This is a genomic window from Nonomuraea fuscirosea (genome assembly GCF_003001935.1).
GTDB classification, from domain to species: domain Bacteria; phylum Actinomycetota; class Actinomycetes; order Streptosporangiales; family Streptosporangiaceae; genus Nonomuraea; species Nonomuraea fuscirosea.
Genome location: NZ_PVNG01000003.1, coordinates 126,828 through 141,086 on the forward strand (window position 1 = coordinate 126,828; position 14,259 = coordinate 141,086).

Below are 14,259 nucleotides of genomic sequence, written 5' to 3' on the forward strand. Positions count from 1 at the left end.
ACGGCCGGTTCCCCCGCGTCCGCGACCGCGCCCGACACGGTGAGGTGTCTCAGTCCTCCGGGACCGCCTGCCGGTAGCGGTCGGCCAGTGCGCGGATCTCCGCGACGAGCTCGGGCGGCTCGGTGACCTCGAACGGGGCGCCGAGCATGCCGAGGTAGCAGGCCAGCAGTTGCGGTGTGTCCGAGCCGACCTCGGCCACGCAGGCGTCGTCGCCCAGGGGCTCCACCTGGACACCGGACGGCAGCCGGTCGCGTACGTGCTGGGCCGGCGCGCGGACCGTCACCCTCGCCCGGCACTGCCAGGTCGCGGTGGCCAGGCCGGTGCTGACATGGCCGACGAGGTCACCGCCGGGATCCTCGCGCGGGGTGAACCGGGGGCCGTTCGGCGTCCGCAGTCGCATCCGATCCACCCGGAACGTACGCCAGTCGGCCCTCGCGACGTCCCACCCGACCAGGTACCACCGGCCCCGGCCGTGCGCGAGCCGGTGCGGCTCGACCTCGCGGCGGCCGGTCGACCCGTCATGGGCGGCGTAGTCGAACCGGAGCCGCTCGTGGTCGCGCGCGGCCGCCGCGATCGCGGTGAGCGTCTCGGCGTCCACACGGGAGCTCGCGTTCGGCAGTGGAAGGAGCGAGGCCCGGAGGCCGTTGACCCGGTGGCGGAGCCGTGACGGCAGCAGCTGCTCCAGCTTGGTCAGAGCACGCAGCGCCGCCTCCTCGATGCCGTTGACCGCGCCCTGTGTGGCGCCCACCCGCAGCCCGACCGCGACGGCGACCGCCTCGTCGTCATCGAGCAGCAGCGGCGGCAGTTGCGCGCCGGGCCCGAGCCGGTAGCCGCCGGTGACGCCCCTGATCCCGTGCACCGGATAGCCGAGCCCGCGCAGCCGTTCGACGTCATTGCGCACGGTACGCACGGTGACGTCGAGCCGTTCGGCCAGCTCCGGCCCGCTCCAGTCCCGCGGCGTCTGCAACAGGGAGAGCAGCCGCAGCAGTCGTTGTGCAGTGTCCGACATATTTGAAAGTCTGCCTCGATACAGGAACGGACGGTTCCGGTATCGATCCTAGATTTCCGGTATGACCAACAACACGGACATCCGCCCGTTCCGCGTCGACATCCCGCAGACCGAGCTCGACGACCTGCACGACCGCCTCAACCGCGCCCGCTGGCCCCGGCAGCTCGGCGGCACCGGCTGGGAGCGCGGCGTCCCCGTGGACTACCTCAAGGGCCTGGCGGACTACTGGGCGGACGGCTTCGACTGGCGCGCGCAGGAGAAGACGCTGAACGCGTACCCGCAGTTCGTGACCACGATCGACGGTCAGGACATCCACTTCCTGCATGTCCGCTCACCCGAGCCGGACGCGCTGCCGCTGATCCTCTCCCACGGCTGGCCGGGCTCGTTCGTCGACTTCCTGGACGTGATCGGGCCGCTGACCGACCCCCGCGCGCACGGCGGTGACCCGGCGGACGCGTTCCACGTCGTGATCCCGTCACTGCCCGGCTTCGGTTTCTCCAACCCGGTGCGGGAGCCGGGCTGGGGCAACCTGTTCCGGGTTGCCGCCGCGTTCGGGGAGCTGATGACCCGGCTCGGGTACGAACGGTTCGCCGCGCAGGGTGGTGACGTCGGGGGCGGCGTGACCATGCTGCTGCCCATGGCCGCGCCTGGCCGGGTGCTCGCCACCCACGTCAACGGCCCGTCGCCGTACCCGTTCGGCCCGCCCATCGAGCTGGACGGCCTGTCCGGCGCGGACCGGGCCCGCGCCGAGCGCTTCAACGCCTCCCGCGAGGACGGCCTCGGCTACCTGCACCTGCAGTCCACCCGCCCGCGAACGCTGGCCTACGGGCTGAACGACTCGCCGATCGGGCAGCTGGCGTGGATCGCGGAGAAGTTCAAGGAATGGACGGATCCGGCCGCCGAACTCCCGGAGGACGCCGTGGACCGCGACCGACTCCTCACCGAGGTGAGCCTGTACTGGTTCACCGGCTCCGGCGCCTCCTCGGCCGACTTCCTCTACGAAGGCATGCAGGCCTACCGCGAAATGACCGCCTCCTCCTACAACGACGCCCAGTCCGGGGACGGCGGGCCCGGGGAGGGCCGGTCCGAGGGTGGCCAGTCCGGGAACGGTGGGTCGGGGAGCGGCGGGTCCGAGGGCGGCGGGTCCAGGGATAGCCGGTTTGGGGACGGCCAGTCCGAGGATGGCGGGTCCGGTGTCGAGCAGGGCGGGTGGCCGGACGTGCCGATGCCGCCGCAGGGGGTTGCGGTGTTCGCGGCGGACACGACGATCCGCGCAATCGCCGACCCGGCGAACACCGTCGGCCACTGGTCGGAGTTCGACCGGGGTGGCCACTTCCCGGCGCTGGAGACGCCGGACCTGCTGGTCGGGGATCTGCGCGAGTTCTTCCGCGTCGCACGGTGACCCTGGCGGCAGGCGGCCGGCTGACGACGCTCACTGGGTCGAGCAGTCATAAGCCGCCGGTCGCCGGAGCCGTCGGCCGCCGATCGTCACAGTCGTCGGTTGCCCGCCGCAGCCGTCAGTCGCCTGCTAGCGACGCTGGTCGCCGGAGCCGTCAGTCGGTTGCCCGCCGCAGCCGTCAGCCGCCCGCTGGAGTCGCCGGTCGCTGGAGCCGTCAGCCGTCAGCCGTCAGCCGTCAGCCGTCAGGCGCCGCAGCCGACGGTCGCCGCTGAACGGGCGGCGACTGTCAGGGGACGCGGCGGCTACGGCTGCATGGCGCCCAGCATCTCCAGTACGTCGGGTGGAAGCTTGCGCTGGGCCGCGTCTCTGAACTGGGCGAAGCACTCGCCCTGCGACGACACCGTGCCCGCGCCCTTCAAGCACTCCTGATAGGCGGAGTATTCGTCCATGAGGTAGAGCTGCATGCCCGTGGCCATGGCCGACAGCGCCAGCGCGATGGAGGAGACCGTGATGCCGCCCACCGCCACGCCCGTCGGCTTGCTCTCGGCCCTCAGCAGCGGCAGCGCACGGACCCCGGCCATCAGCGCGAACAGCGCCATGACCAGACCCGCGAGCGGCAACATGAACGTCATGGCCAGCGCTGCGATGGACAACCAAATCGCTCGGCGGCCCGCTGCGTCAGCGGGCTGCTGGCCTGCCGGTGCCTTCACCGGTGTCGACACCTGACCTCCTCTGCGTCGCCGGGCGAGGAACAGATACCCTGTGACCCCCACCCTGTTTCCTCTTTGGAGTATGTGTGTCTAAGGCTGGGCGGCTCGTCGTCCTCGTCTCCGGCTCTGGAACCAACCTACAGGCCCTGCTGGACGCTTCTGCCGACCCGTCGTACGGCGCTCGCGTGGTAGCGGTCGGCGCCGACAGGGAGGGCATCGAAGGGCTGGCCAGAGCATCGAGGTCAGGCGTCCCGACATTTGTCGAAAAAGTGGGCGATTATGCGACGCGGGCGGAATGGGATTCCGCCATCGCGGCCCGGATCGCGGCGTACGAGCCGGACCTCGTCGTATCGGCGGGATTCATGAAGATCCTTGGCTCGCCTTCGCTCGACGCCTTCCCCGTGCTGAACACCCACCCGGCGCTGCTGCCGTCGTTCCCCGGCGCCCATGGCGTCCGCGACGCGCTCGCCCACGGGGTCAAGGTGACCGGATGCACGGTGATGCTGGCCGACGCGGGCGTCGACACGGGGCCGATCGTGGCGCAGGAGGCGGTGGTCGTGCTCCCCGACGACGATGAGAAGGTCCTGCACGAGCGCATCAAGACGGTCGAGCGCCGGCTGCTCGTCGAGATCGTCGGCCGGATGGCTCGTGAGGGCTGGACGGTCAGCGGACGTAGCGTCCGAATCGGCAACCACACAGGAGGGGAATCCACGTGACTCGCATCGCCATCCGGCGCGCGCTGATCGCTGTTTACGACAAGTCCGGGCTTGAGGAGCTGGCCAGAGCCCTCGACGGCGCCGGGGTGGAGATCGTCTCGACCGGCGGCACGGCCGCCGCCATCTCGTCGTACGGGATCCCGGTGACGAAGGTGGAGCAGCTCACCGGCTTCCCGGAATGCCTGGACGGTCGGGTCAAGACGCTGCACCCGCGCGTGCACGCCGGGCTGCTGGCCGACGTCACCAAGCCGCACCACGTGGCCCAGCTGGATGAGCTGGAGATCGACCCGTTCCAGCTGGTCGTGGTGAACCTCTACCCCTTCCAGGAGACCGTCGCCTCCGGCGCCTCCGCCGAGGAGTGCGTCGAGCAGATCGACATCGGCGGTCCCGCCATGATCAGGGGCGCGGCGAAGAACCACAGCACCTGCGCCGTCGTGGTCGACCCCGCCTTCTACGGCGACGTGCTCGACGCGCTGGGCGAGGACGGCTTCACGCTGACCGAGCGCAGGCGGCTGGCGGGCATCGCGTACGCGCACACGGCCTCCTACGACGTGGCCGTGGCGAACTGGTTCGCGGGGACGTACGCGAGCGAGGACGAGTTCCCCGCCTTCACCGGGTCGGCGTACCAGCGCAAGGCCACCCTCCGCTACGGCGAGAACCCCCACCAGCGCGCGGCCCTCTACACCGGCGGCACCGCGGGCGAGGGCGGGCTGGCGGGCGCCGAGCAACTGCACGGCAAGGAGATGTCCTACAACAACTACCTCGACGCCGACGCCGCCTGGCGCGCGGCGTGGGACTTCGCCGAGCCGTGCGTGGCCATCATCAAGCACCAGAACCCGTGCGGCATCGCGATCGGCGCCGACGTGGCCGAGGCCCACCGCAAGGCGCACGCGTGCGACCCGGTGTCGGCGTACGGCGGCGTGATCGCCGTCAACCGCACGGTCACCGAGGAGCTGGCCAGGCAGATCTTCGACGTTTTCACCGAGGTCGTGGTGGCCCCGGCGTACGACCCGCAGGCCCTTGAGGTGCTGCGCGGCAAGAAGAGCCTGCGCCTGCTGCTGTGCCCGGACGGGCCGGCGGAGCCGACCGAGTTCCGCAAGATCAGCGGCGGCCTGCTCGTGCAGACGGTGGACCGGGTCGACGCGCCCGGCGACGTGGCGGCCCAGTGGGAGCTCAAGTCGGGCGAGCCCGCCTCGCCCGAGCTGCTCGCGGACCTGGAGTTCGCCTGGCGGGCCGCCCGCTCGGTGAAGTCCAACGCCATCCTGCTGGCCAGCGGCGGGGCGACCGTCGGCGTCGGCATGGGCCAGGTCAACCGGGTCGACTCGTGCCGCCTGGCGGTCACTCGGGCGGGGGAGCGGGTTGCGGGGTCGGTGGCGGCCTCCGACGCGTTCTTCCCGTTCCCGGACGGGCTGGAGGTGCTGACCGAGGCGGGCGTACGCGCGGTCGTGGAGCCTGGTGGCTCGATCCGGGACGAACAGGTCATCGAGGCGGCCCAGAAGGCCGGCATCACCCTCTACTTCACCGGAGCCCGCCACTTCTTCCACTGATCACCTTCGCCCGACACCGACCGTTCCCAGAGGGGACTGGTCGTCGCCTCGTGGGGGCCTGACCGCCTCGATGAAGGATCGACCGCCTGTGTGGGGACTGATCGCTCAGCCAACCGATCACCCGGCAGAAGTCGGGTCGTCCCCGCGAGGGATTGACCGGCCTGGCAGCGGGCTGATCATCGCCATAGAAGGCTGAACGTCCCTGTAGGGGTTGATCATTACGATAAGGGCGACATGTGCCGATCATGTCGCCCTTATCCGATTTTGCCGCGAGCACTCATCGGATCCGGTTACGCTGAACCTCTCCCCGTTGCCGTCACTCGGAGTACCCCTATGGCGCTCGACGCGATCCTGCAGGCATTCGTCACCCTGAACGGCCTGTCCACCAGCCCCTTCGTGCTCGTGGCACTCGCCTTCATCGGTGCCTACCTCGGCAGTCGCGCCGTGGAGCTCATCCCTTACACCCGCCGCATCATCGAACGCCGCGAGGCCCAGGCCGCCGCCGCCGAACGCGACGCCTGACCCGTTTGTCGCATCCGGGCGCACACCCGTAGGTCTCCGGGCACGCTGGCAGGTCTTGGTGCACGCCCGCAGGTACTGCGCACGCCCCCGCGGGTCCGCGCACGCCCGCAGGTCCCGCGCACGTTGGCAGGTCCTGGTGTACGCCCGCAGGTCACGTCTCGACGCGCGCCGTCAGGTTCCCGCGTCGGCCCGTAGGTCTCTGCGCATGCCCGTAGGTTCCCGCGCACGCTGTCCGGTTCCGGCGGATGGCCGCAGGGTCCCGAGCACGTCCGCAAGTCCCCGCTGACGCTGGCCGGTTCCGCGCATGCCCGTAGGCCCCAGCGCATGTCCGTACGGCGCTGCGCACGCTGGCGGGTTCCGGCGGATGCCCGCAGGTCTCGCGCACGACGTTTTGGTGTACGTACGCCCGCAGGTCAGGTCCCGGCGTCCGCCGGCAGATTACTGAGCACGCCCGCAGGGTCCCGCGCACGCCGCCAGTCCCCGCGCACGTTGACCCGTTCCGCGCATGCCCGTGGGTCCAGGTGTGCGCCCACGGATTCCTGTGCACGTTGGCAAGCCCCGGCGGATGGTCGCAGGGTCGGTGTGGGCCCGCAGGTTGGGTTGGTTTCTGCGGGCGGTTGGCGGGTGGGTGGGGCGTCTCCTGGGAAGCGCGGGGTCAGCTGGTGGGTGGTGGGTGCCAGGCCAGGTGGGCTGCGCCGGCCAGGCTGGCGCGTACGCCAAGAGTGCTCTGTCTGACCTGGACCGCCTTGACGAAGGGCAGGCCGGAGACGTCGTCGAGAGCCTGCTCCAGCGGTTCGAACAGCACCTTGCCCGCGGCCGAGACGCCGCCGCCGATGACCACCGCGTTGATTTCGACGGCTGCCGCGGTGGAGGCGATCATGCCGGCCAGGGCCCGGGCGCCGCGTTCGAAGGCGGCCACCGCGATGGGGTCGCCTGCTGCGGCGTCCTGCGCGAGCGCCCGCGCGTCCGCCTTGTCGAGGGTGCCGGTGGTGCCAAGGCTGGTAGGGGTGCCGGAATCGGGGGTGCCAGTGGCGCCGAGGGTGGGGGAGCCAATGCCGGTGCCAGTAGCGGTACCGGTGCCCGTGGCGGTGCCGGTGCTGGTGGGGCTGGAGGCGGTGCCGGGGGTCCAGCCGTTTTCCAGGGCCCAGCGGGTCATGTTGGGGCCGCTGGAGTAGCGTTCGACGCAGCCGCGGCCGCCGCATTCGCAGCGTTCGCCGTACGGGTCGATGCTCATGTGGCCGACATGTCCGGCGTTTCCGGTGGGGCCCAGCAACGGGACGCCGTCGATCACCAGGCCGCCGCCGATGCCGGTCGACACGACGACGCCGAGCAGTGAGGCGCAGTCGCGGCCGGCGCCCAGCCAGTGCTCGCCGAGCGCGAAGCACTGCGCGTCGCCCGCCAGTACGGTGGGCAGGCCGGTCAGCTCGCGTACCTCCCGGCGCAGCGGGAATCCGCGCCAGCTCGGCATGTTGACCGGGCTGACGGTGCCGGCGGCGATGTCGACCGGGCCCGCGCAACCGATGCCGACCGCCTGAGGCGGGGGACCGTCGTCCATCACCTCTTTGATGAGGGCGGCCAGGGTGGACATGACGTCAGAACGCGGCGTCGGTCGGGTGGCGGAACGCAGGATGGAGCCGGCCTCGTCCACCAGTGCGGCGGCGAGCTTGGTTCCTCCGATGTCGATGGCGAGTACGCAGGTCATCAGTTTCCGCGGTGGTGGTTGTCGTCGGACCGGTGGGGATCGCCAGGGCGTTCCAGGCAGGGCACGGGTCTTGATCTCCCGGCCCCCAGGTCATTGAGCCAATGAGCCGAAATAGCCGAAATAGCCGGACTGGCCGGAGTCGGCCCTTGCGGGGTTCGTCGGAAGCCCAACCCTCCGCAGGTGTGCGAGGAGTCCGTCAATCGCGAGGCTTCCAGGGCGTCCGTCCGTCGCGTGGGGCGCGGGAAGCTCGTGCCGTGGGGGGCGTGTGGGGAGTCCGTCCCTCGTGAGACTTCCGAAGCTTCCAGGGTGTCCGTCCGTCGCGTGCAGCGCGGGGAGGCCGTTCCCTGCGGGGCTTGCGGGAAGTTCGTCCAGGGCGTGGGGCGCGGGAAGGTGATGTGCGAGAAGTCCGTCCGGCGCGTTGCGCGCGAGGCGGATGTTCGGCGTATGGCTGGTCGGAGGTTCGTCCCTGGTGCGCCTGGTGGGATGGACGTCCTTCGCGCGGCTCGGAAGAAGGCTGTCGGCTGCGTGGCGCTCGGCCGGAGAGGGCTCGGTCTGTGGGGGTGGGCGGTGGGCTCCGCGGTGAGGTGTGGGATGGCGCTCTCCCGGGTGGTGAGGGTGGGGGCAGGATGCTGGGGCATGCGTAACTTTAAGGCCTTCCAAGATCAATGACAACGATGTCAGCATCGGGCTGTGGATAACTCGGGGTGGACTGCCTGGCCTCTGTGGATAACCGGGCGGTGACCGGTGTCTGGCGGCTTCCATGTGGCGCGGCGCCCCGCCGGTGCGGAGGAACGGGAGCGGCATGGAAGGATTGCGGCATGAGCGCAGTGAAACTCGATGGCAAGGCCACCGCCGCCAAGATCAAGGAAGACCTCAAGAGGCGGGTCGCCGCGCTCAAGGAACGCGGCGTCACGCCGGGCCTGGGCACCGTGCTCGTGGGCGACGACCCCGGCAGCCAGATCTACGTGGCCGGCAAGCACCGTGACTGCGCCGAGGTGGGCATCGCCTCCCTTCGCGTCGACCTGCCCGCCACCGCCGCCCAGGCCGACGTCGAGGCGGCCATCGACGAGCTCAACGCCTCGCCCGCGTGCACCGGCTACATCGTGCAGTTGCCGCTGCCCAAGCACCTCGACACGATGGCCCTGCTGGAGCGCATCGACCCGGCCAAGGACGCCGACGGCCTGCACCCGGTCAACCTGGGCCGGCTCGTCCACATGGTCGACGCCCCGCTGCCCTGCACCCCGCACGGCATCGTGCTGCTCCTCCAGGAGTACGGCGTGCCGATCAAGGGCGCGGAGGTGGTCGTGGTGGGCCGGGGCATCACCGTGGGGCGTTCGCTGGGCCTGCTGCTGACCCGCCGCAGCGAGAACGCCACCGTGACCCTCTGCCACACCGGCACCCAGGACCTGGCCGCTCACGTGCGCCGCGCCGACATCGTGGTCGCGGCGGCCGGTGTGCCCGAGCTCATCAAGCGCGACATGGTCAAGCCGGGGGCGGCGGTGCTCGACGTCGGCGTCTCCCGCGTGGACGGCAAGATCGCCGGTGACGTGGCACTCGACGTCGAGGAGGTCGCCGGCCACCTCACGCCCAACCCGGGCGGCGTCGGGCCGATGACCCGCGCGCTGCTCCTGTCCAACGTGGTCGAAGCCGCCGAACACCGCCTCTGACGCCACACTCTCCGAGACAGGAAGCCGCTCCGGGGATTCTCGCCGCTGATCCATGATCTCCTGTACGCCCTGAGATCCCTTACGTGTACCGGCGGCTTCCTTAGGACACGCCGGGCCCGGCTCTCTGGCGGCGCCGCCCGGTTCCGGCCAGGCCGTCGGGCCGGGAACCGGCCGCCGCGGCGTTCCGGCGGCGAGCGGGCGCGGCTCAGGTGAAGACGTCATGGGCGGGCGGCGGGGGCGAGGGCCGACAGGTCGGTCTCGATCTTGGTGGCCGTGGCCAGCAGGGGCGGGAGCAGGTCGCGCCGGGCGGCCTGCAAGCTCGTACGCGTGGCGTGCGTAGAGACGTTCACCGCGGCCACCGTCCGCCCCGCGCGGTCGCGGATGGGCGCCGCGATCGAGCGCAGCCCCTCCTCCAGCTCCTGGTCCACCATCGCCCACCCGCGCCCCCGCACCTCGTCCAGCTCGGCCCGCAGCGCCGCGGGCAGGACGATGGTGTGCGAGGTGAGGCGGCGCAGCTCGGCCCGCCCGAGGTAGCTCTCCAGCGCCTCCGGCGGCAGCGCGGCCAGCAGCACCCGGCCCATCGAGGTGCAGTAGGCCGGGAACCGGGTGCCGATGTTGATCGTGACCCGCATGATCCGCGCCGTGGCCACCCGCGCCACGTACACCACGTCCGTGCCGTCCAGCACCGCGACCGAGGCGGACTCGCCCACCTCGGCGGCCAGCCGTTCGAGGTGCGGATCGGCCACCTCGGGCAGCGACAGGCTGGACAGGTAGGCGTAGCCCAGCTCCAGCACCCGCGGCGTGAGCGCGAACAGCCGCCCGTCGCTGCGCACGTACCCCAGGTCGGTGAGCGTGAGCAGGAACCTTCTGGCCGCCGCTCTGCTGAGCCCGGTCGCGCGGGCGACCTGGCTGAGCGTCAGCTCAGGCTCCGTGGCGCTGAACGCCCGGATCACCGCGAGGCCGCGCGCCAGCGACTGCACATGATCGACCATGCTGGGTCCCCCTTGAACAGGAGCCGGCAAGAGCGTAGCTTCCGCGATACGGGGTTGTTCGGTCAGAGAATACATGTGCGCATCGCGAACAAGTAGGAGCTCATCATGACGTTCCTGGACCCCAAGGTCTGGACGGGCTCGATCTTCGACGGCAGCTGGACGGTCTCGCGCGCCGGTGACGCGCCCGTGGTCGAGCCCGCGACCGGTGCGGAACTCGGCCGCGCGGGTACGGCCGGCGCCGAGGACGTGGCCGCGGCCGCGCTTCGCGCCCGGCAGGAGCAGCGGGCGTGGGCCGCGACGCCGTACGAGGAGCGGGCCGCGCTGCTGCGGCGCGCCGGGCGGCTGTTCGAGGAGCACGCGCAGGAGATCCAGGACTGGATCGTGCGCGAGTCCGGCGGCGTGCCGGGCAAGGCGGGCTTCGAGACGCACGTGGCGGCGCAGGAGTGCTACGAGGCGGCGGCGCTGGCCTCGCAGCCGCTCGGCGAGGTGCTGCCCACGTCCAAGAAGCGGCTCAGCTTCGCGCGCCGGGTGCCTGTCGGCGTCGTCGGGGTGATCGCCCCGTTCAACTTCCCGCTGATCCTCGGCATAAGGTCCGTCGCCCCCGCCTTGGCGCTCGGGAACGCGGTCGTCTTCAAGCCGGACCAGCGCACCGCCGTCTGCGGCGGGTACGCCATCGCCCGCGTCTTCGAGGAGGCCGGCCTGCCCCCTGGCCTGCTGCACGTGCTGCCCGGCGGCGCCGAGGCCGGTCAGGCATTGGTGGCCGACCCGAACATCCCGGTGATCTCGTTCACCGGCTCCACGGCGGCGGGGCGCAAGGTCGGCGAGGCGGGGGCGCGCCTGCTCAAGCGGGTGCACCTGGAGCTGGGCGGCAACTCCGCCCTGGTGGTGTTCGACGACGCCGATCTCGGCCTGGCGGCGTCGGCGGGCGCGTGGGCGACGTTCTTCCACCAGGGCCAGATCTGCATGACCTCAGGACGGCACCTGGTGCACGAGGCCGTGGCGGAGGAGTACGTGGAGCGCCTGGCCGCCAAGGCCGACGGCCTGCCCGTCGGCGACCCGGCCACGGGACAGGTCGCGCTCGGCCCGCTCATCGACGCCCACCAGCGCGACCGGGTGCACCGGCTGGTCACCGAGAGCGTGACGGCCGGGGCGCGGCTGGCCACGGGAGGGACGTATGAGGGGCTGTTCTACCGGCCCACGGTGCTGGCCGAGGTGCCGGTCGCGGCGCCCGCGTACGCCGAGGAGGTGTTCGGGCCGGTGGCGCCGGTGACCACGTTCTCCACCCTGGAGGAGGCGGCGGCCCTGGCGGCCGACTCGGAGTACGGCCTGTCGCTCGGCATCCTGACCAGTGACGTGATGAAGGGCCTGGCCCTGGCCGACCTGGTGCCGACGGGCATCGTGCACATCAACGACCAGACGGTGGACGACGAGGCGGTGGCTCCCTTCGGCGGGGTGGGGGCTTCGGGGACGGGGAGCAGGTTCGGCGGGACGGGGGCCAACGTGGACGCCTTCACGGAGACGCAGTGGGTCACGATGCAGGGCGACATCGCGGCCTATCCGTTCTGATCAGCGCCCGGACGAACGCGGACGCGCGCTGACCAAAGCGGACGAACAGGGACGAACGCGGACGCGCGGACCAAGGGGGTCACCGGTTGCGGTAGCGGTCGGTGGCCTCCCTGGTCGCGCGGATGGCGGCGTCGGCCGTCTCGTAGCGCCGCTGCGCCAGCCCCACGAAGATGCAGTCCACGATCAGCAGCTGGCTGATCCGGCTGGCCAGTGCCCCGGGCCGGAACGCGGTCTCCCGCCCCGCGGACACCAGCGTGTGATCGGCCAGCTCGGCCAGCGTGGAGCGCGGATTGTTGGTGATCCCCACGATCAGCGCTCCCGCCTCGGCCGCCGTCCTGGCCGGCACCAGCACGTCGGGCGTCTCGCCGCTGCAGCTGATCGCCACCGCCACGTCGCCGTCGTGCAGCAGCGCCGCGCTGGTCAGCGCCAGGTGGGCGTCGCTGAACGGATGGCTGGACAGGCCGATCCGCAGCAGCTTCTGCGACATGTCGGTGGCCACCAGCCCCGAGGCGGCCACGCCGTACACGTCCACCCGCCGCGCCTCGGAGATCGCCTTGACGACCTCCCCGAGCTGGTCGGGGTCGAGCTGGGCGGCGGTGTCGGCGAGCGCCTCCGACTCCGCCCGCGCGACCTTGGCGATCACGTCCGTGAGCGGGTCGTCGGGCGCGAGGTCGCCGGGCACCAGCCGTTCCGGCTCCTTGGCCACGGCGGCGGCCAGGGCGAAGCGCATCTGCGAGTATCCGGCGAAGCCGAGCGCCCGCGCCGTGCGCACGATGGTCGCCTCGCTCGTTCCCGACACCGCGCTGAACTCGGTGATCGTGCTGCGCACGACCAGCCCGGGATCGTCGAGGATGATGCGGGCGATCGACTGCGCCGCGGGGGTCAGCGAGGGCAGCACGGCGCGTACGGCCGCGACGGGGTTCGCAGGTTCGGCGGTCACCGCAGCAGCCATTCCGCCGCCGCCAGCGCGGAGACGCGGGAGATGCCGTGCGTGGCCACGTGCGTCGCGCCCTCGGGGGCGGCGGCGATGCCGGTGTCCACCACGATCGCGTCCGGCCGCAGCGCGAGGGCCCGGGCCACGGTGTCGCGCACCCAGGCGTGCCGGGCCGCGTCGTGCGCCACCAGCACCACCGGCCGCTCGTCGAACGCGGGCAGCTCGCCGCCTTCGGGTTCCAGCTGCACCCGTTCGGTGTCGGGCAGCAGGGACGTGAGTGCGGCGGTGATGCCGGTCGGCGTGGCGGGATCGACGGCCTTGCTGAAGCGGGTGTTGATCTCGACGACCAGGGGACCGCGGTCGAGCGTGGCGCTGCCCTGGGTGGTCAGCGCGGCGCGGGCGGCCCGCAGGCCGACGCCCTCGTCGACGTCGTCGTGCACCTCCTGGCGCAGCGCGGCCTGGGCGGCGTACCAGCTGGACAGAGCGCGTACCCGTTCGGCCGCCTGCGCCAGCCGCTCCTCGGGGAGCGTGCCGTTCCTGACCGCCGCGACGATCGCGTCGCGGATCGCGTGCAGGCTCTCCTCGGTCGACAGTCCCACGCAGATGGCGTCCACGCCGGCGCCGAGCGCCCGCACCGCGATCTCGCCGGGGTCGAACATGGCGGCCACCGCCCGCATCTCGATCGCGTCGGTGACGAGCATCCCGTCGAAACCGAGCTCGCCCCTCAGGAGCTCGGTCATGGCGGTACGGCTCAGCGTCGCCGGCATCGACGGATCGAGCGCGGGGATGAGCAGGTGGCCGGACATGATCGAACGCACCCCGGCGTCGATCGCGGCCCGGAACGGCGGCAGGTCGCGCTCGGCCAGCACCTCGCGCGAGGCGTGCACGGTCGGCAGCGCCAGATGGGAGTCGGTGATCGTGTCGCCGTGGCCGGGGAAGTGCTTGGCGCACGCGGCCACGCCCGCGCCCTGGACGCCGTTGACGTAGGCGACCGTGTGACGGGAGACCAGCTCCGGCGTCGGCCCGAACGAGCGCACGCCGATCACGGGGTTGGCCGGGTCGGAGTTCACGTCGGCGGAGGGCGCGTAGTTGAGGGTGATGTCCAGATCTGCGAGCATCCTGCCGATCTGGCGACCCACCTGCTCGGTGAGCTTCACGTCGTCCACCACGCCGAGGGCCCGGTTGCCCGGGAAGGAGCTGCCGGCCATGACCTCCAGCCGGGTGACCGCACCGCCCTCCTCGTCGACGGAGACGACGGTGTCGGGGTTCTCGGCGCGGAAATCCCTGATCAGCCGGTCGTCGATGGCGTTGCGGGCGAACAGCACCACGCCGCCCAGACCCTCGCCCAGCGCCCGGCGTAGCCAGTCGGGGGCGGAGGTTCCCTCGTACCCCGGATGCAGCACCGTCATCGCCAGTCTGTACAGGTCACCGCTCATCGGCATTTTCCTTCACAGTTGTTGATCTGAAGGTAATTTTCTGTCATCGTCGCCTTCGA

At 71.6% G+C, this 14,259-nt stretch carries 12 protein-coding genes; 6 read left to right on the plus strand and 6 right to left on the minus strand.

The annotated features are described in order from the left end of the window. Positions 1-49: 49 nt before the first annotated feature. Positions 50-1,009, minus strand: coding sequence for a helix-turn-helix transcriptional regulator (locus B0I32_RS07670; protein ID WP_106236278.1), 960 nt, complete (start codon positions 1,007-1,009; stop codon positions 50-52). Between the two features lie 61 nt (positions 1,010-1,070). On the opposite strand from B0I32_RS07670, the gene B0I32_RS07675 reads away from it, so the two are divergent. Next, positions 1,071-2,411: an epoxide hydrolase family protein gene (locus B0I32_RS07675; RefSeq protein WP_106236280.1), complete on the plus strand. Its 1,341-nt coding sequence runs from the start codon at positions 1,071-1,073 to the stop codon at positions 2,409-2,411. A gap of 299 nt (positions 2,412-2,710) precedes the next feature. Here B0I32_RS07675 and B0I32_RS07680 read toward each other — a convergent pair whose 3' ends face one another. Next, on the minus strand, positions 2,711-3,061 hold the full coding sequence (locus B0I32_RS07680; RefSeq protein ID WP_245955666.1) for a hypothetical protein: 351 nt from the start codon (positions 3,059-3,061) through the stop codon (positions 2,711-2,713). Positions 3,062-3,204: 143 nt separating this feature from the next. Between B0I32_RS07680 and purN the strand changes: the two genes are divergently transcribed. The 3 genes from purN to B0I32_RS07695 all read left to right on the plus strand — a co-directional run bounded on the left by purN (position 3,205) and on the right by B0I32_RS07695 (position 5,903). Further along, entirely contained in the window at positions 3,205-3,834 is a 630-nt protein-coding gene (purN, locus tag B0I32_RS07685; RefSeq protein WP_106236284.1) for a phosphoribosylglycinamide formyltransferase, read from the plus strand. Continuing rightward, entirely contained in the window at positions 3,831-5,381 is a 1,551-nt protein-coding gene (gene purH / locus B0I32_RS07690; protein WP_106236285.1) for a bifunctional phosphoribosylaminoimidazolecarboxamide formyltransferase/IMP cyclohydrolase, read from the plus strand. Before purN ends, purH begins: the two co-directional genes overlap by 4 nt. Before the next feature lie 333 nt (positions 5,382-5,714). Continuing rightward, positions 5,715-5,903: a hypothetical protein gene (locus B0I32_RS07695; RefSeq protein WP_106236287.1), complete on the plus strand. Its 189-nt coding sequence runs from the start codon at positions 5,715-5,717 to the stop codon at positions 5,901-5,903. A 655-nt stretch (positions 5,904-6,558) separates the two neighbouring features. Here the strand turns inward: B0I32_RS07695 and B0I32_RS07700 are convergent. Further along, positions 6,559-7,605: an ROK family protein gene (locus tag B0I32_RS07700; protein ID WP_106236289.1), complete on the minus strand. Its 1,047-nt coding sequence runs from the start codon at positions 7,603-7,605 to the stop codon at positions 6,559-6,561. Positions 7,606-8,423: 818 nt separating this feature from the next. Between B0I32_RS07700 and B0I32_RS07705 the strand changes: the two genes are divergently transcribed. Further along, positions 8,424-9,272 (plus strand): bifunctional methylenetetrahydrofolate dehydrogenase/methenyltetrahydrofolate cyclohydrolase, encoded by an 849-nt coding sequence (locus B0I32_RS07705; protein ID WP_106236291.1) that lies wholly within the window; start codon positions 8,424-8,426, stop codon positions 9,270-9,272. 218 nt (positions 9,273-9,490) lie between these two features. Here B0I32_RS07705 and B0I32_RS07710 read toward each other — a convergent pair whose 3' ends face one another. Continuing rightward, positions 9,491-10,264: an IclR family transcriptional regulator domain-containing protein gene (locus B0I32_RS07710; protein ID WP_106236292.1), complete on the minus strand. Its 774-nt coding sequence runs from the start codon at positions 10,262-10,264 to the stop codon at positions 9,491-9,493. A 105-nt stretch (positions 10,265-10,369) separates the two neighbouring features. Here B0I32_RS07710 and B0I32_RS07715 point away from each other — a divergent pair, with 105 nt between their 5' ends. After that, a complete protein-coding gene (locus B0I32_RS07715; protein ID WP_106236294.1) occupies positions 10,370-11,830 on the plus strand; it encodes a benzaldehyde dehydrogenase in 1,461 nt (486 codons plus the stop codon). Between the two features lie 79 nt (positions 11,831-11,909). Here B0I32_RS07715 and B0I32_RS07720 read toward each other — a convergent pair whose 3' ends face one another. Together B0I32_RS07720 and B0I32_RS07725 are read right to left on the minus strand one after the other, a co-directional pair. Next, positions 11,910-12,770 carry a MurR/RpiR family transcriptional regulator gene (locus tag B0I32_RS07720; RefSeq protein ID WP_245955667.1) on the minus strand — a complete coding sequence of 287 codons (861 nt, stop codon included), beginning with the start codon at positions 12,768-12,770 and terminating at the stop codon, positions 11,910-11,912. Then, on the minus strand, positions 12,767-14,200 hold the full coding sequence (locus B0I32_RS07725; RefSeq protein WP_106236298.1) for a glycoside hydrolase family 3 protein: 1,434 nt from the start codon (positions 14,198-14,200) through the stop codon (positions 12,767-12,769). The genes B0I32_RS07720 and B0I32_RS07725 overlap by 4 nt, the downstream gene beginning before the upstream one ends. Positions 14,201-14,259 lie beyond the last annotated feature (59 nt).